The organism is Haloactinospora alba, assembly GCF_006717075.1.
In the GTDB taxonomy this organism is placed as follows: Bacteria; Actinomycetota; Actinomycetes; order Streptosporangiales; family Streptosporangiaceae; genus Haloactinospora; species Haloactinospora alba.
Map to the genome: position 1 here is coordinate 2,011,488 of NZ_VFQC01000001.1, position 18,345 is coordinate 2,029,832.

Consider the following 18,345-nt stretch of genomic DNA (forward strand, 5'->3'; position numbering starts at 1 on the left):
CTCGCCTGTGTCTGGCTGAACGTCGGATTCCCTCCCGCGGCCCGGGGCCGCGGGAGGGAATCCGGTCACGTGTCCGCAGCGTTCTGGCAGAACTCGGTGTCGGAGTAGTCGTCGGTGCAGATCTCCTCGACGGTGTAGTAACCGTCCTCCACGACGGTTTCGCGCACCTGCCCCTTGGTTATGGGGACGGGCTCCAGGAGCACCGCGGGGACGTCCTCACCGCCACCGTCGGTGACCTCCCGCAGTTCCCGCTCCCCTCCGTCGTAGTCCTCGCCGGTGGCCGCGGCGACCGCCATCTCGGCCGCTGTCCGCGCCTCGGGCCGGATCTTCTTGTAGATCGTCATGTACTGCTCACCGGCGATGATGCGCTGGATCCCCGCGAGTTCGGCGTCCTGCCCCGTGACGGGGGGCAGCTCCTCCGCGCCGGCGCTCTTCAGCGCGGCGATGACGCCGGCGGCCATCCCGTCGTTTGCGGAGTAGACCCCGCTGATGTTGTCCAGTCCGACGTCGGAGATGGCGGCCTCCATCTGTTCCTGCGCCTTGTCCGGGGACCAGTCGGGGGTGTCGTACTCGGCGCCGATCTCCGCCTCACCGTCCAGGGCGTTGTGGGCCCCGGTCTTGTACGAGTCCGCGTTGGGGTCGGTGGGGGCGCCGTTGATCATGACGATCTCGCCGTCGGCCCCCTCCTCGTCCACGGCTTCCAGCAGCGCTTCGCCCTGCACCTCTCCGACGGTCTCGTTGTCGAAGGAGACGTAGTAGTCCACGCCGCCTTCAGCGAGCCGGTCGTAGGCGACCACCGGGACACCCTGGCTCTTGGCGTCCTGGACGATGCTGCCTGCCGACTCGGAGTCCACAGCGTCCAGTACCAGCACGTCCACGCCCTCGGTGAGCATCGCCTCGGCCTGCGACTGCTGCTTGGCGATTTCCTGGTCGGCGTTCTGGTACGAGAGCTCGCAGTTCTCGCAGAGTTCGCCGAGCGCCTCCTCGAAGTAGGGCTTGTCGAACTTCTCGTAACGCGTGGTCTTGGACTCGGGCAGCAACAGGCCGACGTTGAAACCCTCCTCGACGCTCACGTCGCCACCGCCGTCCGCCGTACAACCGGTAGCCAGCAGTACCCCGGAGGCTGCCACGGCCAGTGCGCCCCGCGTGACTGTGCTTCCTCGACTCACCGGCACCGACCTCCTCTTCGCGATGTTCCGGGCCAGGGGGATCAGACCCGGTAAACCAGTGCCGTGAAGTCAAACTCGTCACACTCGCAACGTCAAGACTTGAAAACATAACCGAAACATCACAGGAATTGAATTCAATCCTTAAAAACAAAAAAGACGCAGGTCACAGCCGAACAGCGTTCGTGTCACCGGAGTTCAGCCAGCGGAAACCGCGGCGATGTGCAGTGCCCCCCGCAGAGGGGCGTCGGAGGCGAGCTCGCCCGCCACGACCCGCAGGTCACCCAACGCGCTACCGAGCGTCCCCAGCTCCATGGCGCGCCGCATCGGTTCCAGCAACAGGTCCCCCGCCTCGGCCAGCTCCCCGCCGACCACGACCACCTGAGGGTTCACCATGGTCGCGACCACCCCCATACCGTGTCCGAGGGCGGTACCCGCGTCGCTCACGACCCGCTGGCATCCCGGGTCACCGGACCGGGCGGCCGCGATCAACGCGCCCAGCTCCGCGGGGGACTCCGTTCCCGCCTGGGACGGCACCATGCTCAGCAGGTACGGCGCTCCCACCAGCGTCTCCAGGCACCCCCGGTTACCGCACCGGCACACCTGCCCCCGAGAGTCCAGCGCCATATGGCCGATCTCGCCGGCGGTTCCCCCCACCCCGCGGAACACGTGCCCGTCGATCACGATCCCCGCGCCCACGCCCTCACCCAGCCGCACGTAGACGACGTGGCGCGAACCGCGCGCGGCCCCGACCGAGACCTCCGCCAGAGCGCAGACGTTGGCGTCGTTCTCCACCACCACCGGCAGGCCGAGCCGGTGGGACAACGACGCGGCGGGGCGGAACCCCGCCCAACGCGGCATGCACGTTATCGGGGAGACCTCCCCGCTGTCCGGAGCGACCGGGCCGGGTACGGAGGCACACACCAGGGACACGCTCGCGTGGTCCACCCTCGACCGCGCCAGCAGTGTCTCCGCCAGCCACACCGCGCGCCGCACACTGCGCTCCGGGTCGGCCGCTACGTCGTAGCTGATCGACTCCCGGGCCAGGACCGCACCCTGCCCGTCCCCGAGAGCGACGGTGAGCGTGACGAACGAGAAGTCGATCGCCAGCACGGCGTTCGGGGAACGCACCAGTGTGATCGCCCGGGCCCGACGCCCGTTGGCGGACGTGCTGATGACCGAGACCGCACCGGTACTGCGCAGGTTCCGGACGATGTTGGAGACGCTTGCCGCGGACAGGCCCGTACTGCGCGCGATCTCCGCCTGGGTGAGGGTTCCCGACTCGCGCAGCACCTCGACCACCCGCTGTTGGTTGGCCTGCCGCAGGGCCGCCTGCGATCCCGGTGTCACCCCAGCGTCACCCACGACTCCCCCTCGGTACCCCACTCGACGTCCGCGGCCTTACCAACGGCCCGGAGCCTACAAGAACTGAACTCACACCGGGTTTCCGGGGGCGTGGAGCCTGTCGTTAGGCTGCCGTACGTGCCTGCTATCCGCACCGACACCCCGGAGTGGCCCTCCGCAGGGGCCGAACTCCTACTCAGTCTGCCAACAGCCCCCGGAGGGTTCCGCCTCGTGGCCGTCGAGGGACGCTCCGGTTCCGGGAAAAGCACCGTCGCCGACAGGATCGCCGCCGAGCTGCGCGCTCCCGTGGTACGGATGGACGACCTGTACCCGGGTTGGGAGGGACTTGCCGCGGTGGTACCGCTGGTGCGGCGCTGGATCGTCGAACCGCTGCGCCACGGTCGCGCGCCCTGCTGGCAGCGTTACGACTGGGATCTCGGCCGGCGCGCCGAATGGCGGGAGACACCGGTCGCGGAGACTCTGTTGATCGAGGGGTGCGGCACGGGAGCGGCGGAGCTGCGGCCGTTCCTGTGCGCCCTGGTATGGGTGGAGACCCCGCCGGAGGTACGACAGCGGCGGTTGGCGGCTCGCTGGGACGCCGGCGTCTACGCGCCCTACCGCAGTACCTGGTCCCGCCAGGAGGACGCCTTCTACGCCGAGAACCGTCCCTGCGCCCACGCCCACCTGACCGTCGACAACGGCACGGACCTCCCTCTTCCCTGACTCAGGGGGTGACGGTCACCGCGACGCCGTGGTGGCCCGTGGCGCCGTCCGGAGAGGTGGGGGACTCCCGGGAGGTCTGTACCCCGCCCTCCCGGTCGCGCGCCCGCACGCTGATCCGGTGCTCACCCGGTTCCGCGTCCCACTCCAGTACCCACTGCCGCCAGGTGTCCGCCGTGTCCTCCGCCGACAGGCGAGCCCGCTGCCACTCCCCGTCGTCGACACGGACCTCGACCGCCTCGATCCCGCGGTGCTGCGCCCACGCCACACCCGCGACCGGTACGGTTCCGGCGCTGACGTTCGCCCCGTCGCCCGGGGTGTCGATACGCGACTGCGTCTTGACCGGAGCTTTCTCCGCCCAGCCGCGCGGCACCCAGTAGGGGTCGTAGTCCTCGAACGTCGTCAGCTCGAGCTCCACCAGCCACTTGCACGCCGACACGTAGCCGTACAGGCCCGGGACGACCATACGCACCGGGAAACCGTGCCGTTGGGGCAGCGGCTCCCCGTTCATCCCCAGGGCGAGCATGGCGTCGCGCCCGTCCATGACGTCGGCGACCGGTGTACCGATGGTCATCCCGTCCTCGGAACGCGAGACGAGCTGATCCGCCGGCCCGCCCTCGCCGGGCGGACGTACGCCCGCTTCCTCCAACAGCCCTGCCAACGGCACCCCGATCCACCGTGCGTTCCCCACGTAGGTACCGCCCACGGGGTTGGAGACGCAGGCGAGGGTGATGTCGCGTTCGATCAGGTCCGCGCGGTTCAGCAGGTCCGCGATGGTGTACTCGCGCTCGGCCGCTCCCCTGCCGTGCAGGCGCAGCCTCCATTCGGAGGCCGCGATCCGCGGCACGGACAGCACGGTGTCGATGCGGTAGAAGTCCTCGTTGGGGGTGAAGAACGGGTCCAACCCCGCGATGTCGAGTTCGGCCCCCTCCGGCAGCGGAGGCGCGGGCGAGGCCGGCTCCGGCAGGGTGAACCGCGCGCTGGACGGGCCGCGGCCCGCGGCGGACGCGGCGTACCAGCGGGCGCCCGTTCCCCCCACCGCGGAGACCGTGGCGACGGCACCCGCCGCGGCGACGAACCGGCGCCGGTTGGTTCCAGCACCGCGGGCCCCCGGACCGGCTGGCGCCTCCACGGCAGCGCTCTCCGCCGCCTCACGGGGCTCCTGTCCATGGGTCGGCTCCGGAGCCCGGGCCACGAGCAGCCACAGCACGACGACCGCTGCCCCTCCGCCGAGCAGGCTCGGCACGGCATCCAGCGCCCCACTGTCGGGACGGTCCAGGGCCGCTGCGGCACCGATCGCGGTGAACACCGCCACTCCCGCCCCCGCGGCCCCCGGTCTCCGCAGCGCGAGCACCCCGAGCAGTGCTGCGGCTCCCGCCAGGGCGAGCGCCATCCCCGCGAGCAGCACCGCCTTGTCCGCGGTACCGAGGACGGAGACAGCGAGCTCCTTCACCGGCCGGGGCGTCGCGTCGATGACCTCGCCCCCGACGGCGACGAGCGGTGTGGCCTCCGGTCGGGCGGCCAGTCCCGCCGCCTCCGCGGCGGCGAGTCCCGCACCGGCGGCGACGATCCCACACAGGGCGCCCACCGCGGGGCGTGCTCTCGGACGTTCCCCTGTCTGCTCACTCATCGAACCAGGCACACCTCTCGGCCGCGAACCGTGGAGAGCGTCCCCGCTCCCCGATCGCAGCCAACGGTAGTCCGCGCGTTGACGCCCTCCCGCGCCGTTCCCCGGGTCGGCACGCTCGCTTCCGTCCCGACAACCCCAGGTGGGAGGGGGTGGCGCACCGTACCTCCGGTCGTTTCCGCCCCGGGAGAGTTCACGTTTCCGTAATGGCTGTTCCCCGCGGGCGCCCGAGCGCGCTGGGCCCGTGTCTCCGACCGCGGGAACGGCACGCTCCCGTCCGGAGGCGGGTGTTCGTTTTCCCCAGCCGCCGAGCCTGTGGTCTGCGGGGAGGAACCGGCGGGCACTTGCCGGGGTGACGCCCCCGGTGGCCACGGGCGTCCCTGTCGAGCTCTCCCAGCGAGGTCGCTATGTGTATCCCTGTCCTGCGCACCGCACCACGCCGCACACGACTCGCTTCGGCGGGAGGTGGCGTGTGACGACCGAACCCACCGAGGAGCAGCGTTCCTCCCTGGTACAGCTGCGCAACGCCCACCAGGACTCGGGGTGGGTGTTCTGGTACGGCACGACCACCCGGCAGTACTGGGCCGCCCACACACGTCTGATGGTGCTGCTCTACGCGGAGGAGCCCCACGAACTGGACCGGGCGGCCCACCAGGTCAGCCGGTGGTGGTACAGCACAGCTCGTCCCCCGGCGCCCCGCCTGACTCGCCGCGTTCCGCGTCCCCGGCCGCGTGAACACCGCCCGGCCGGCCAGCCGCAGCCCGCGTGACCGGGCGCGGGACTGTCCACCCGCACGCCTGCTCGGTTCCCGGGAACACGACAGCGCCGCCGTGCTCCGGCTTCCGGGAACACGGCGGCGCTGGCCGCGACGGGTCGGGACATCCGACTCCGGTGTCGTTACTTCTGGATCAGCTGACGCAGCACGTACTGCAGGATGCCGCCGTTGCGGTAGTAGTCGGCCTCACCGGGGGTGTCGATCCGCACGTCGGCGTCGAACTCCACCCCGCTGTCGGTGCTCACCCGTACCGTCCGCGGGATCGTCCCCTCGTTGAGGGTGGTGACCCCGGTGATGGAGAACGTCTCCTCACCGGTCAGGCCCAGCGAGTCGGCGGACTGCCCCTGGGGGAACTGCAACGGGAGCACACCCATGCCGATCAGGTTGGAACGGTGGATGCGCTCGTAGGACTCGGCGAGCACGGCCTGCACACCCAGCAGACGGGTGCCCTTGGCCGCCCAGTCGCGCGAGGAGCCGGATCCGTACTCCTTACCCGCCAGCACCACCAGCGGTGTGTTCTGGGCGGCGTAGTTCTGGGCGGCGTCGTAGATGAACGTCACCGGGGCGTCGGCCGGGTTCTCCGCCTGGGTGAAGTCGCGGGTGTAGCCGCCCTCGGCACCCTGGGCCAGCTCGTTGCGTAGCCGGATGTTGGCGAACGTCCCGCGGATCATCACCTCGTGGTTGCCGCGCCGCGACCCGTAGGAGTTGAAGTCCTTGCGCTCGACCCCGTTGGCCTTGAGGTACTGACCCGCCGGACTGTCCGGCTTGATCGCGCCGGCTGGTGAGATGTGGTCGGTGGTGACCGAGTCGCCCAGTTTGGCCAGGGCGCGGGCACCGGAGATGTCACCGACCGGCTCCGGTTCCTGCCCCATCCCGTCGAAGAACGGGGGCTTGCGGACGTAGGTGGACTCCTCGTCCCACTCGAAGGTGTTTCCGGTGGGTGTGGGCAGGGCGTGCCACCGGTCGTCCCCGGCGAACACGTCCGCGTAGGCGTTGACGTACATGTCGGAGGCGATCGCGGAGTCGATGACCTCCTGGATCTCCTCCGGCGACGGCCAGATGTCGGCCAGGTAGACCGGGTTGCCGTCCTGGTCGGTACCCAGCGGCTCGGTGGTGATGTCGACGTCCATCGACCCGGCCAGGGCGTAGGCCACCACGAGCGGCGGCGAGGCCAGGTAGTTCATCTTCACGTCCGGGTTGATCCGGCCCTCGAAGTTGCGGTTGCCGGACAGCACCGACGTGACGGCCAGGTCGTTGTCCTGCACGGCCTTGGAGATCTCCTCCGGGAGCGGGCCGGAGTTACCGATGCAGGTGGTGCAGCCGTAGCCGACGAGGTGGAACCCGAGCTTCTCCAGGTAGGGCGTGAGGCCCGAGCGCTCGTAGTAGTCGGTCACGACCGTGGAGCCGGGCGCCAGCGAGGTCTTCACCCACGGCTTCCGGTTCAGGCCCTTCTCCACCGCGTGCTTGGCGAGCAGGGCCGCGCCGATCATCACCGAGGGGTTGGAGGTGTTGGTGCACGACGTGATCGCGGCGATCACCACAGCACCGTGGTCGACCTCGGTCTCGGTGCCGTCGGCCAGCGTGACCGGAACCGGCTTGTGCGGGCGCCGGATGCTCTGCTTGGCGGTGTGCTCGGCCACGGCGTCGCCGCCGTTGATGTGGACCGCGGGGGCGTCGGATGCGGGGAAGGACTCGGCGGAGGCCTCGTCGACCCCGGTCTGGATGCCGTCGTCGTGCACGTACTCCTGGACGTTCCGGCGCCAGGTGGGCTTGGCCTCCGACACGGCGATCCGGTCCTGGGGACGCTTGGGACCGGCGATGGAGGGAACGACGTCGCCCAGGTCCAGTTCCAGGTACTCCGAGTAGACCGGCTCGTGGGCGGGGTCGTGCCACAGCCCCTGGGCTTTGGCGTAGGTCTCCACCAGGTCGGTGTGCTCGGCGCTGCGCCCGGTCAGGCGCATGTAGCGGATGGCTTCCTCGTCCAGCGGGAAGATCGCCGCTGTGGAACCGAACTCGGGGCTCATGTTGCCGATGGTGGCGCGGTTCGCCAGCGGGACCGAGGCCACGCCCTCGCCGTAGAACTCGACGAACTTGCCGACGGCCCCGTGCTCACGCAGCATCTCGGTGATGGTCAGCACGAGGTCGGTCGCGGTGGTTCCGGGGCGGAGCTGACCGGTGAGCTTGAAGCCCACGACGCGCGGGATGAGCATCGAGATCGGCTGGCCGAGCATGGCGGCCTCGGCCTCGATACCGCCGACTCCCCAGCCCAGGATGCCCAGACCGTTCTGCATCGTGGTGTGGGAGTCGGTTCCCACGCAGGTGTCCGGGTAGATCTGGCCGTTGCGGTTCATCGTGACCCGGGCCAGGTTCTCGATGTTGGCCTGGTGCACGATGCCGGTTCCGGGCGGGACGACCCGGAACTCGTCGAAGGCGGTCTGTCCCCACCGCAGGAACTTGTACCGCTCGTAGTTTCGTTCGTACTCGATCTCGACGTTGCGCTCGAACGCGTCCGGGCTACCGAAGAGGTCCACGACCACGGAGTGGTCGATCACGAGCTCCGCGGGGGCCAGGGGGTTGATTTCGTCCGGGTTCCCGCCCAGGGCCCCCACTGCCTCGCGCATCGTCGCGAGGTCCACCACACACGGCACACCGGTGAAGTCCTGCATGATCACCCGGGAGGGGGTGAACTGGATCTCCTGGTGCGGCTGGGCGGTGGGGTCCCAGTTCCCGAGCGCCCGGATGTGTTCGGCCGTCACGTTCTGACCGTCCTCGGTGCGCAGGAGGTTCTCCATCAGCACCTTCAAGCTGTAGGGAAGGCGCTGCGCCCCCTCGACCGCGTCCAAGCGGAAGTACTCGTAGGATTCGTCGCCAACGCGCAGCGTGTCACGGCTGCCGAAGCTGTTCGCCGACACGGTATCTGCCTCCTGATCTCGCCACTGTTCTTCCAGCAGGCCGGTGTAGCGGCTGGTGCTGGGACACTCTGCGACCCCGTGCGAGACGCCGTTCACAGCCGGCTCAGCCTGCCACGCGAGCCCCCGTTATCCCCGTTTGTATCAGGTGGAAGCGGTGGGAACGTGTTCGCCAGTGCCGGACTCGACCCGTACGCGTCGCAGCGGGGATATCCGGCCCACCGGGCGGGGCCGCATACCCGACACCCCGTACCCTTTCTCTCGATATCAAGCTAGCGAATAGATCTCTCGATATCAAGCTAACTTTCCGTAGGTTCGCACACGCCAGCCGCCACATCGGGCAATCCACCTGAAGAACACAAACCGGATAAAAGAGAAAACCGGGGGGCCGGATCCTACGGCCCCCCGGGGAGACGGGGACGAGTGGAGGCCCGAGAGAACGCCCCCACACCCGCCGTGTCCGTGCCGGACGAGCTCCGACGTCACCCGAGCTGCGGCGCCACCTCCGTAGCGACCAGCTCCAGATGGTCCAGGTCGGAGAGGTCGAGCACCTGCAGGTACATCCGCTGCGCCCCCGCTTCGGCGAACCGGCCGATCCTGTCGGTGACCTCGTCCGGCGTCCCGGCCAGACCGTTGGCTTTGAGCTCGGCCACGTCGCGTCCGATGGCCTCGGCCCGGCGCGAGACCTCGGCGTCGTTGCGGCCGCAGCACAGCACCTGGGCGGCCGAGTACACCATCGGCTCCGAACGCCCCGAGTCCGCCACCGCGCTTCTGGTGCGCTCGAAGGCCGCCGAGGTCTCCGCGACCGGGCTGAACGGCACGTTGTACTCGTCGGCGTGAGCGGCCGCGAGCCGCGGAGTGCGCCGGGGGCCGGTCCCGCCGACCAGCACGGGAGGTCGCGGCCGCTGCTCGGGCTTGGGCAGGGCGGGGCTCTCGGAGAGACGGTAGTGCGACCCGTCGTAACTGAAGCCCTCCCCCACCGGCGTCGCCCACAGGCCGGTGATGATGTCGAGCTGCTCCGCGTAGCGCTCGAAGCGCTCCCGGGAGCTGTCCGGGAACGGGATACCGTAGGCCGCGTGCTCCTCGGCGTACCATCCCGCGCCGAACCCGAACTCGACCCTGCCACCGCTCATCTGGTCAACCTGGGCGACGCTGACGGCGAGCGGCCCCGGGTACCGGAAGGTCGCGGCCGTCATCAGGGTTCCCAACCGGATCCGCGACGTCTCCCGCGCCAGGCCGGCGAGAGTGGTCCAGGCATCGGTGGGCCCCGGCAGCCCGTCCGCGTCCCCCATCCTCAGGAAGTGATCACTGCGGAAGAAAGCGTCGTAGCCGAGGTCCTCGGCCGCGGTGGCTACGCGCAGCAGCGTCTCGTAGCTCGCACCCTGCTGCGGTTCGGTGAAAATCCTCAAGCGCATGCGTTCCATCAAATTTTCGCGGCGGGGACCCCGGCCTTCAGGCCGGGGAGGAAGCCGCTTCCTCCTTTCTCATGGTGTAGCCGTAACCGTCCGCCCGCTGGAGCAGGCGGACATGGCGATAGTGGATGTCTTTAGCGGTGCCGTGGGCGGTGGTGATATTGAAGCTCCCCCTGGCACGCACCGCAACGCGGCCGGTGTAGGTGCCCGCCTTCTTCCCGGCGGGCACAACCGCCTGGACGAGGTCGCCGGTCTGGTATCCGAAGAACGTCTTCTGCCGGGGCAGGCGCAGCCGGGGGAACCCGTGCTTATCGGGGCGGGTGCGGGCGTGGGTGCCGCGCCCGGTGCAGGCGGCCACCACCACCCGGTTCACAACCTCAGCAACAGCGCCGGTTTCACCCACGCACAACGCGTCCAGCGTGTGGGTCTTGGGCAGGTGGTTGCGGGTGCGGTTGTACTTAGTGCGGCCCCCCGAACCCACCCGGGTGGGAAGGCGGGACTCCAGTACGCGCCACAGCGCCCACCGGGTGGACTGCGCCGCCGCAGCATCCCGCAGCGGGGCCTTGGCCTGGGCGAGGATGCGCGCGGCAGCCTTGGGGGCGAACTCCTTCACGGGCTTCTCGCCCTTGGTCTGGTTGCAGCGGATGCAGGCCAGCACCAGGTTGGACACCCGGTCGGACCCACCCCGCGATTTGGGGTGGACGTGGTCCACGTTCAGCGGCGTATTCATGGCGCCGCAGTAGACACACGCCCGGTCGAACTTGGCGAGCAGGTATTCGCGGACCTCGTAACCGTGCAGGGTTCCGTGCTGGTACTCCCTGCCTTCCAACGGGCTCCCGGCGGACAGGGCGTGGGTATCGAACGCGACGCGTTCCACGTGCACGTGGCGCACCGGCGTCCACCGGGCAAGCCGCTCCACCCACGACACGGTTGTATCGACCCGGTGGCGCAGCGACGGAGGCAACCACCCCTGAGGGCGGGCGCGGTTGTTGAACCGAGGAGCGCGGTAGCGCACGTTGGCCGTCCGGCGGCGGCGCCGGTAGGCGCATCGCTGGTCGAGTTTCTTGCGGATGGCCGCGCCGCGATGGTCCAGCTGGATGCTATAGCGGTTCCGACGCTGCCCCTCTTGAGCGGTGAATACGGCAATGCCGGTGTGTTTGGATCCCGGGTCGATACCGACCTCAACCCCCTCCATCTCGGAAGCCTCGGCGGTGCGGTCTTTCAGCCGGATGGTGAACGGAACACGGCGGTGGACGACTGCCCGGCCTTTGGCCAGGAGCTTGCGGGCCCTGGCGGGCGGGCACGGTTGTAACGGCCGGTGGTGAGCGTCGAGCACGAACACGTACGGGTGCACCTCACGGTGCGTCTCCCCACCCGGAGGAGTGGGGGTGGCGCCCCCGGCGCCAGGTGCAGCACCGGGGATCTCCTCTCGCACATGTTCCACACCGGGTGCGTCGTGGCGCCCGACCCCCGTTTCGTCCCTGTTCCCGGGGGTGTCTGCTGGGTCGGGTTCCAGAGCAGGCCGCTGAGGAGGCACGGCCTGGTGGGTCTGTGGTCCTGTGTGGAACGTAGCCAACGGGGTCACCTCCCTTCATGTTGGCTAGTGCTGGTAACGGCGGGCCTTCACTCGCGGGGTGAAAGCCCCCGCCTTCAGGCGGGGGAACCCGTTACTGTCCTAGAGTCCGCACCGCGTCACACGGTCCGAAACGCGGGCTTTGGAGGGGGAGAGCCGCCTGTGGGCCCGCGGTGCCACCGCGCACCCGCAGGAGCGGGACGTCACCACGACCCGCTCTCCCGCTCCACGGGGATGTTCCGGCTGTTGGGAGACGCCAGGCCGCCGGTTCGATCCCCCAGCCGAGCACCCGCCTTGGATGGACACGGATACGGGCAGCACCGTTCTCATCGGCGGGAAGAGCCCGTGCCACCCCGCGGATCTCGACTCCGCGGGGACGCCAGGGATCCACGGAGGCGAGGTCGCCACCGGGATCAGAAGGCCCTCTCTTTGCTCAACCGCTCTGTGTGGCGTGTTGCCTGTTACCAACGTTCCGGGACATCACAACTAACCGCGGGCCAGCGTCACGACGCACTCCACATGGTGGGTCATCGGGAACGCGTCGAAGGCACGCAGCTCGACCATCCGGTACCCGAGCCCGGCGAACGTGGCTATGTCGCGGGCCAGCGTCGCCGGATCGCACGAGACATAGGAGACACGGCGCGGGCGCAGCTCGGACAGGGCGTGCACCACCTCACGGCCGGCCCCGGAACGCGGGGGGTCCAACACCGCGATGTCAGCCCGCAGGTCCCACCATTCGCGCAGTTGTCCGATCACGTCGCTCTGCGCGACACGCACCTGGTCGGTGTCGCCCAGGTTGTGAGCGGCGTCGCGGGCGGCCTGCGGATGGGACTCCACGGCCATGACGCGCCCCTCGGCCCCGACAGCGTCCGCGAGAGAGCCCGCGAAGAGTCCCGCACCGCAGTACAGGTCCACCGCGGTCTCCCCCGGCTGCGGGTCCAGAGCATCGAGCACCGCCGAGGTGAGAGTGTCGGCAGCCTGCGGATGGACCTGCCAGAAACCGCCAGCGCTGACCCGCCACTCGCGTCCGGCCGCATGCTCGCGTACGCTCCGCCGTCCCCGTACGGACTGGATCCGCCCGCCCTTGAACCGGCGCAGAACCGCCGCCGAGTCGTTGAGTTTCGGCAGCGAGGGGAGCTTGGCGCCGCGCGGCTGTACGATCACGGCGCTGTCGTTCGTGCTGTCCGACACCACGGCCTCGACGTCCGACACACCCGGCCAGGGCAGATCCTGGACACCGAGCCGGTTCACGTCGGGGTGGGCTATCGCGCACTCGTCGACGGGCTGTATCTCGTGCGACCGGTGTCGGCGGAAACCGGCCGTCCCCTCCTCGTCCACGGCGAACCGCACCCGGGTACGCCACCCCAGCCCGTCCGGCGTGTCCGGCAGCTCCTCAACCCGCACCTCCGTCTCGATCTCCGCGATACGGGAGAGCTGCTCCGCGACCACCTGCCCTTTGATCCGGCGCTGCGCCTCCAGCGAGGCGTGCTGCCAGTCGCACCCCCCGCATTTCCCCGGACCGGCGAACGGGCAGGGTGGCGTCACCCGGTCGGGGGAGGCGTCCAGGATCTCGACGGCGTCGGCTCGCAGGAACCGGCTGGTCTCCTCGGTCACCTGCGCCAGGACGCGCTCTCCTGGCAGCGTGTGGCGAACGAACACGACCTGCTGCTCGTAGCGGCCCACGCACCACCCCCCGTGCGCGGGGCGGTCCACACGAAGTTCAATACGGGTTCCGGCACGGCTCATGGGAAACCTCCGAATAGGCGGGACTGTTACAGGCGTTGGGCGGCTGACGCGACGCTCTCCGAGCCACGGCGGTCCGGCGACCGGCCCGCGTCATGGCTCGGCGGCTCCCCACGACCGGCGGGACGCTCTGGAGCGGGGCTCTGCTGCCGCCGTGCCGTCAGCGGGAACAGCCCTGTTCCTGCGGAGGGCACGGCACGGGTCCGTACGGGCGAAAGCGGCGGTGACGGCCGGGGCCGCGTCCGGCTTCCCCACGCTCCGTACGGCACGCCTGACAGTGGGATCCTGCTGCCCGCCTCATCCGGGTGGCTCACAGCCCAGGGGCAGGCCTGCACCAGGTTGGCTGACCACCGCCCATCTGCGACAACCCTAACCGACCCGCCCCCTGCCCCACGCCAGCGTTGGCCCCCGCTCCGGGCAGCGCGCATGGCCCCTTGCACGACAGGCACGGTTACGCTCGGATGGGTGAGGGCCGAGCCACACACCTAGGGGAGCGGAGCGTCAGTGCATATCGTGATTTTGGGGTGCGGACGGGTGGGCGCGACCCTCGCGCACACCCTGGAGGACCTCGGTAACACCGTCGCCGTGATCGACCGGGACCACGAGGCCTTCCGTCGGCTGCGCGCGAGTACGGCCAAGGCCGCCGTCCGTGGCCTCGGCCACGACCGCGCCGTGCTCACCACCGCCGGCATCGAGTCCGCCTCGGCGTTCGCCGCGGTCAGCAACGGTGACAACTCCAACATCATCTCGGCACGCGTGGCCCGGGAGACCTTCGGGGTGGAGCACGTGGTCGCCCGGATCTACGACCCGCGTCGCGCGGAGGTCTACCAGCGGCTGGGGATTCCCACCGTGGGTACCGTGCGCTGGACCGCGGACACCGTCCTCCGCCGTCTCGTCCCGGGATCGGCCGGGTTGGACAACGGGCCGTTGTGGCGCGACCCCTCCGGGACGATCGTGTTGGACGAGACCCCGCTTCCGGAGGAATGGGTGGACTGGCGGGTCGAGAACCTGGAGGCCGCCTGGCCCGTCCGGGTGGCGTACCTGTCCCGCGGAGGCGAGCTCCTGCTTCCACGCGGGGACGAGGTGCTTCGGGCCGGGGACGTGCTGCACGTCCTGGCCCGGACCTCGGACATCGACGGCGTACTGGCGCGGTCGGGCGCACGCGCCAGTAGCGACGAAACGACGGGAAGGGCGTTGTGATGCGGGTCGCGATAGCCGGAGCCGGAAGCGTGGGACGCTCCATCGCCACGGAGCTCACCGGGAACGGCCACGAGGTCGTACTCATCGACTGGGACTCCCGCGCGATCGGCGTGGACGAGCTTCCCGGGGCGGAGTGGCTGCTGGCCGACGCCTGCGAGCTCGCCTCCCTGGAGGACGCGCGGCTCGCGGAATTCGACGCTGCTGTCGCGGCCAGTAGTGACGACAAGGTGAACCTGGTGTTCTCGCTGCTGGCCAAAACCGAGTTCGCGGTGTCCCGGATCATCGCCCGGATCAACGAACCGCAGAACGAGTGGTTGTTCACCGACGACTGGGGGGTCGACGTCGCCGTCTCCCCGCCCCGGCTGATCGCGGCCCTGGTCGAGGACGTGTCCAGCACCAACGACTCCGGCGACGCGCTGCCGTTGCTGTCGACACCGGAGACGGACCTGTTGGAGTTCACACTTCCCGACGGGGCGCCGCACGCGGGCCGACCCGTCTCTGAGTTGGCCCTCCCGGAGGGGATCGTCCTGGTCGCGGTGGTCCGCGAGGGTCAGGTACGGACACCGCACCCGGAGACCGTGCTCGACGCCGGGGACGACCTCGTCTTCCTCAGCAGCGCGGAGAGCACGGAGGAACTCGGCGCCCTCCTCACGGGCGGTGACGGGTGACCGACCGCGGACACGGTTCCGGACGTCGGCGGAGGCCCCGTCATGCTCTGGAGCTGTGTCCCGCGTCGCTCTGAGGGGCGAGCGTACCTCCCGGCCCCATGGGGGTGCGGCCGCGTGTCAGCAGCCACACCATCACGGCCAGAGCGGCCACCTGCAGTGGCCACCCCAGGGCGATCTTGGAGAAACCGAGCAGGCCGAACACGTCAGCGGTGCCGGAACTCTCCGCCGCCCACAACGGGAACTGGACCGCCACCCGGATCACGCACGGCAGCACCAGCAGCCACGTCAGCCGCGAACTCAGTTTCACCACGGCCGGGTTCTTCCGCCAGCCGGTGGGGTCGCCGGTGACGCTTCCGATCAGTAGGCCGACGGCGGGCCACCGGATGAGGACGGTCAGCGCGAGCACGACGGCGTAGCCGGCGTTGTAGATGATGCCGGGCAGGAACGCGTCCTCGGCGTCGCCGCTACGCAACGCGAACACTGCGGCGATGGCGATACCGAACAGGCTGTTGGCCACGAACTGCAGCGAGGAACGCTGCACCAGCCGCACGCCCCCCAGCAGCACGGCGGCACCGATACCCAGCCCCAGCGCGAGGCGCAGCTCCTGGCCGACCATGTAGGTGAGCGTGAACACCAGGGTCGGGATCGCCGCCTCCACCATGCCGCGTTTCCCGCCCAGCGCCTTGGACAACTGCGCGCGTACCGCGGCCTCCACGGTGTGTTCCGAAACGGCGGGAGTCTCCTGCGCGGTTCCGGAGGTGGCGGACGTCGTTTCCCCGGGGCCGTCCGCTGCCGCGTCGGCAGGGCGCTGTTGTTCGGTCATCGATTCTCTGGGGCCAAATCCCGGACCCTCGGATCCGGGGAGGAAGCCCCTGCCTCCTTCTCTGCGGTTCGGGCGTACCCGTCGGCGCGTCGCGGCGAACGGACGTGCTTATGCCGGATTCCTTGGACGGGCGTGTGGCCGGTTCCCGTGGCGACACCGCGTCCGCCGCCCGCACGGCTTCCTCCCGGCCCGGGAGCTGTCCGCTGGGACGGGAGCCGCGGCGCGCCGTCGGCCGGAGACAGTCTGGTGGGTCTGCCGCCCTGGGCACAACGGAGCCAACGTCGGTCACTTCCCCTCGGGTGCCGGCTGGTGATGGTAACTGCGCAACCCTCGCCCCATCCTCCCGGAAGCCCTCTGTGGGAGAAGGCCCCGGTGGCGCTCCGCGGTGTGACACCCAGGGCGGCTACCGGCGCTGCCCCCGGAACCGGCCCTGCCCCGCTTCCAGGGTCTCACGGGGAGGAATTCCACACACGCATCGTCCCAGACACGGTACGTGACCGAACCGGTCCGGAGAAACTGGTGACATGTCCGGGACGGTCTCACTAGGCTGGTCGCGATCCGCACCAGGCCGGTGAGGAGAGTGAACGCGACGCTATGCCAGCACCGCGCAGCGACCATCTCGACTTCGCGCTGCTGTTGGACGGCCGGCTGTCCGACAGCGGCTCCTCCACGGTGTGGTCCCCGCACTCGGTGGCCTACGCGCTGGGGACACTGGCCGCCGGCGCCCGCGGTGGGACCCGTGCGGAACTGACACGTCTGCTCGGCGCGAAGCCGCGCGAGCACCTCGCGGCCCTGGACGACGCCGTGGCCGACGGCCCGGAGCTGGCCGCCGGCACCGGACTGTGGGTACGCGAGGAGCTTCCCCTGAACCCCGGCTTCGAGGCGGAGCTGCGGCAGACGCCCGGAGCGGCGGTGCACACCGCCGACTTCCACAACGACGCCGAGGGGGCGCGGCACACGATCAACGCTGACGTCGCCAGGGCCACCCGCGGTATGATCACGGAGCTCCTCACCAGCGGGACGGTGACGGCCGCTACCCAGGCCCTGCTCGTCAACGCGCTGTGGGTCCGCCTCCGCTGGCGGCACCCGTTCGACCCCGGTAGGACGGCACCCGCCGTGTTCCACGCGCCCTCCGGCGACCATCGGACCCCGATGATGCGCTACACGGGACGACTCCCGCACTCCCACACCGCCGGGTGGCGCATGGTGACCCTCACTGGGGAGCACGAGCTCGCTCTGGACCTGCTGCTTCCCGACGACACCACCGGGTTCCCGCCGCGACTGGAACACGACGCCCTCACCGCTCTGTACGAACGCTCCTCCCCCACCGAGGTCGAACTCACCCTCCCCCGCTTCGAGGCGGCACAGCGCGCCGAACTGTCCGGGCCGCTCGCCGGTTGCGGTGTGCGTACCGTCTTCGGCGACCGGGCCGACCTGTCCGGCGTCTCCGAAGTGCCGCTACGTATCGACGAGGTCATCCACCAGGCGCGGCTCCGGGTGGACGAACACGGAGCGGAGGGCGCCGCCGCCACGGCCGTGGCGATGCAGCTCGCCGCCGTGACCCGTTCCCGACCGGTCGTGTTCCGGGCCGACCGCCCGTTCCGTTTCGTCCTGCGGCGCCGCTCCTCGGTCCTGTTCCTCGGTACTGTCGCCGCTCCCAGGGATCCGGGGACGGCGGAGTGACCCGTCCGTAGCGGATTCAGAGCCGGGTGAACGGTTCGGCGTAACGGAACACGGCCCCCGCCGTGAAGGGCGCCCCCGCCAACAGGCGCGCCTGGAAATAGGTTCCCCAGGACGCCTCGGGTGGTTCGATCCCGTGGTCCTGAGCCGGGCGGAAACCGAACCGCCGGTAGTACGCCGGTTCGCCGAGCAGCGCGACCATCCGCTCACCGCGCGCCTCCGCGGCGGCCAGTACCGCGTGCATGAGCGCACTCCCCGCACCGTGGCGCTGGTGGTGCGGGTGGACGCTCAACGGGCCCAGACCAAGCGCGGGCACGTCCGCCAACCAGCCACGGGTGCACACCACGTGCCCGACCACCGACGGGCGCTCCGTCGCACCGCCGGGGTTCCGGGGGCGGGTGGCGACCAGGGAGAGCTCCGGTATCCAGCCGGGGTCGGCACGGAGCCGGTCAAGGAGTGTCACTTCGACCGGCTCGCGGTCGGAAGCACCGGCCTCGGCGGAGGAGAACGCCGCGCTGGTCACGCTCCGGACAGCGGGGATGTCCTCGTCGGTCTCTCGTCGGATCAGCATCGGTCCATCCTCACCGCGGCTCTCCCGGAGAGCAACGCGTTTCCCACGTACCGGGCACGGTCGTGGGCCCCGCACCCGGGGCCCTCTCACCGTCCCGACCGGGTCAGCCCGTGGAGGATGCGGGACCGGCGGTT

14 protein-coding genes are annotated in these 18,345 nt (G+C 70.2%); 5 read left to right on the forward strand and 9 right to left on the reverse strand.

Features of this window, described 5'->3' with window-relative positions; all coding sequences use genetic code 11:
- Positions 1-65: 65 nt before the first annotated feature.
- Together FHX37_RS09055 and FHX37_RS09060 are read right to left on the reverse strand one after the other, a co-directional pair.
- Positions 66-1,169: a sugar ABC transporter substrate-binding protein gene (locus FHX37_RS09055; RefSeq protein ID WP_141923502.1), complete on the reverse strand. Its 1,104-nt coding sequence runs from the start codon at positions 1,167-1,169 to the stop codon at positions 66-68.
- Between the two features lie 195 nt (positions 1,170-1,364).
- Positions 1,365-2,531, reverse strand: a complete 1,167-nt coding sequence (locus FHX37_RS09060; RefSeq protein ID WP_141923503.1) for an ROK family transcriptional regulator — start codon at positions 2,529-2,531, stop codon at positions 1,365-1,367.
- Between the two features lie 117 nt (positions 2,532-2,648).
- Here FHX37_RS09060 and FHX37_RS09065 point away from each other — a divergent pair, with 117 nt between their 5' ends.
- Positions 2,649-3,233, forward strand: a complete 585-nt coding sequence (locus FHX37_RS09065) for a nucleoside/nucleotide kinase family protein (protein ID WP_246062211.1) — start codon at positions 2,649-2,651, stop codon at positions 3,231-3,233.
- 1 nt (position 3,234) lies between these two features.
- Here the strand turns inward: FHX37_RS09065 and FHX37_RS09070 are convergent, their stop codons facing one another.
- Positions 3,235-4,860 (reverse strand): molybdopterin-dependent oxidoreductase, encoded by a 1,626-nt coding sequence (locus FHX37_RS09070; RefSeq protein WP_141923504.1) that lies wholly within the window; start codon positions 4,858-4,860, stop codon positions 3,235-3,237.
- A gap of 469 nt (positions 4,861-5,329) precedes the next feature.
- On the opposite strand from FHX37_RS09070, the gene FHX37_RS09075 reads away from it, so the two are divergent.
- Entirely contained in the window at positions 5,330-5,626 is a 297-nt protein-coding gene (locus tag FHX37_RS09075; RefSeq protein ID WP_141923505.1) for a hypothetical protein, read from the forward strand.
- Between the two features lie 128 nt (positions 5,627-5,754).
- On the opposite strand, the gene acnA is transcribed toward FHX37_RS09075, so the two are convergent.
- The 4 genes from acnA to FHX37_RS09095 form a co-directional block, all read right to left on the reverse strand.
- Complete coding sequence (gene acnA / locus FHX37_RS09080) at positions 5,755-8,544, reverse strand: aconitate hydratase AcnA (RefSeq protein WP_141923506.1); 2,790 nt, start codon at positions 8,542-8,544, stop codon at positions 5,755-5,757.
- A 479-nt stretch (positions 8,545-9,023) separates the two neighbouring features.
- Positions 9,024-9,956, reverse strand: coding sequence for an LLM class F420-dependent oxidoreductase (locus FHX37_RS09085; protein ID WP_141923507.1), 933 nt, complete (start codon positions 9,954-9,956; stop codon positions 9,024-9,026).
- A 37-nt stretch (positions 9,957-9,993) separates the two neighbouring features.
- Complete coding sequence (gene iscB / locus FHX37_RS09090; RefSeq protein WP_141925145.1) at positions 9,994-11,295, reverse strand: RNA-guided endonuclease IscB; 1,302 nt, start codon at positions 11,293-11,295, stop codon at positions 9,994-9,996.
- A 717-nt stretch (positions 11,296-12,012) separates the two neighbouring features.
- A complete protein-coding gene (locus FHX37_RS09095; protein ID WP_141923508.1) occupies positions 12,013-13,272 on the reverse strand; it encodes a class I SAM-dependent RNA methyltransferase in 1,260 nt (419 codons plus the stop codon).
- A 501-nt stretch (positions 13,273-13,773) separates the two neighbouring features.
- Here FHX37_RS09095 and FHX37_RS09100 point away from each other — a divergent pair.
- Together FHX37_RS09100 and FHX37_RS09105 are read left to right on the forward strand one after the other, a co-directional pair.
- On the forward strand, positions 13,774-14,469 hold the full coding sequence (locus FHX37_RS09100) for a potassium channel family protein (RefSeq protein WP_141923509.1): 696 nt from the start codon (positions 13,774-13,776) through the stop codon (positions 14,467-14,469).
- Positions 14,469-15,137, forward strand: coding sequence for a potassium channel family protein (locus FHX37_RS09105; RefSeq protein ID WP_141923510.1), 669 nt, complete (start codon positions 14,469-14,471; stop codon positions 15,135-15,137). The genes FHX37_RS09100 and FHX37_RS09105 overlap by 1 nt, the downstream gene beginning before the upstream one ends.
- 40 nt (positions 15,138-15,177) lie before the next feature.
- Here the strand turns inward: FHX37_RS09105 and FHX37_RS09110 are convergent, their stop codons facing one another.
- Positions 15,178-15,960: a DUF3159 domain-containing protein gene (locus tag FHX37_RS09110; RefSeq protein ID WP_141923511.1), complete on the reverse strand. Its 783-nt coding sequence runs from the start codon at positions 15,958-15,960 to the stop codon at positions 15,178-15,180.
- Positions 15,961-16,554: 594 nt separating this feature from the next.
- Here FHX37_RS09110 and FHX37_RS09115 point away from each other — a divergent pair.
- Positions 16,555-17,643 carry a serpin family protein gene (locus FHX37_RS09115; protein ID WP_141923512.1) on the forward strand — a complete coding sequence of 363 codons (1,089 nt, stop codon included), beginning with the start codon at positions 16,555-16,557 and terminating at the stop codon, positions 17,641-17,643.
- A gap of 16 nt (positions 17,644-17,659) precedes the next feature.
- On the opposite strand, the gene FHX37_RS09120 is transcribed toward FHX37_RS09115, so the two are convergent.
- Positions 17,660-18,211 carry a GNAT family N-acetyltransferase gene (locus tag FHX37_RS09120; protein ID WP_141923513.1) on the reverse strand — a complete coding sequence of 184 codons (552 nt, stop codon included), beginning with the start codon at positions 18,209-18,211 and terminating at the stop codon, positions 17,660-17,662.
- Between the last annotated feature and the right edge of the window lie 134 nt (positions 18,212-18,345).

Coding starts and splice junctions, on each gene's coding strand:
- FHX37_RS09115 (WP_141923512.1), top strand. CDS start 16,555: ATGCCAGCACCGCGCAGCGACCATCTCGACTTCGCGCTGCTGTTGGAC.
- FHX37_RS09095 (WP_141923508.1), bottom strand. CDS start 13,272: ATGAGCCGTGCCGGAACCCGTATTGAACTTCGTGTGGACCGCCCCGCG.
- FHX37_RS09070 (WP_141923504.1), bottom strand. CDS start 4,860: ATGAGTGAGCAGACAGGGGAACGTCCGAGAGCACGCCCCGCGGTGGGC.
- FHX37_RS09085 (WP_141923507.1), bottom strand. CDS start 9,956: ATGCGCTTGAGGATTTTCACCGAACCGCAGCAGGGTGCGAGCTACGAG.
- FHX37_RS09120 (WP_141923513.1), bottom strand. CDS start 18,211: ATGCTGATCCGACGAGAGACCGACGAGGACATCCCCGCTGTCCGGAGC.
- FHX37_RS09105 (WP_141923510.1), top strand. CDS start 14,469: ATGCGGGTCGCGATAGCCGGAGCCGGAAGCGTGGGACGCTCCATCGCC.
- FHX37_RS09110 (WP_141923511.1), bottom strand. CDS start 15,960: ATGACCGAACAACAGCGCCCTGCCGACGCGGCAGCGGACGGCCCCGGG.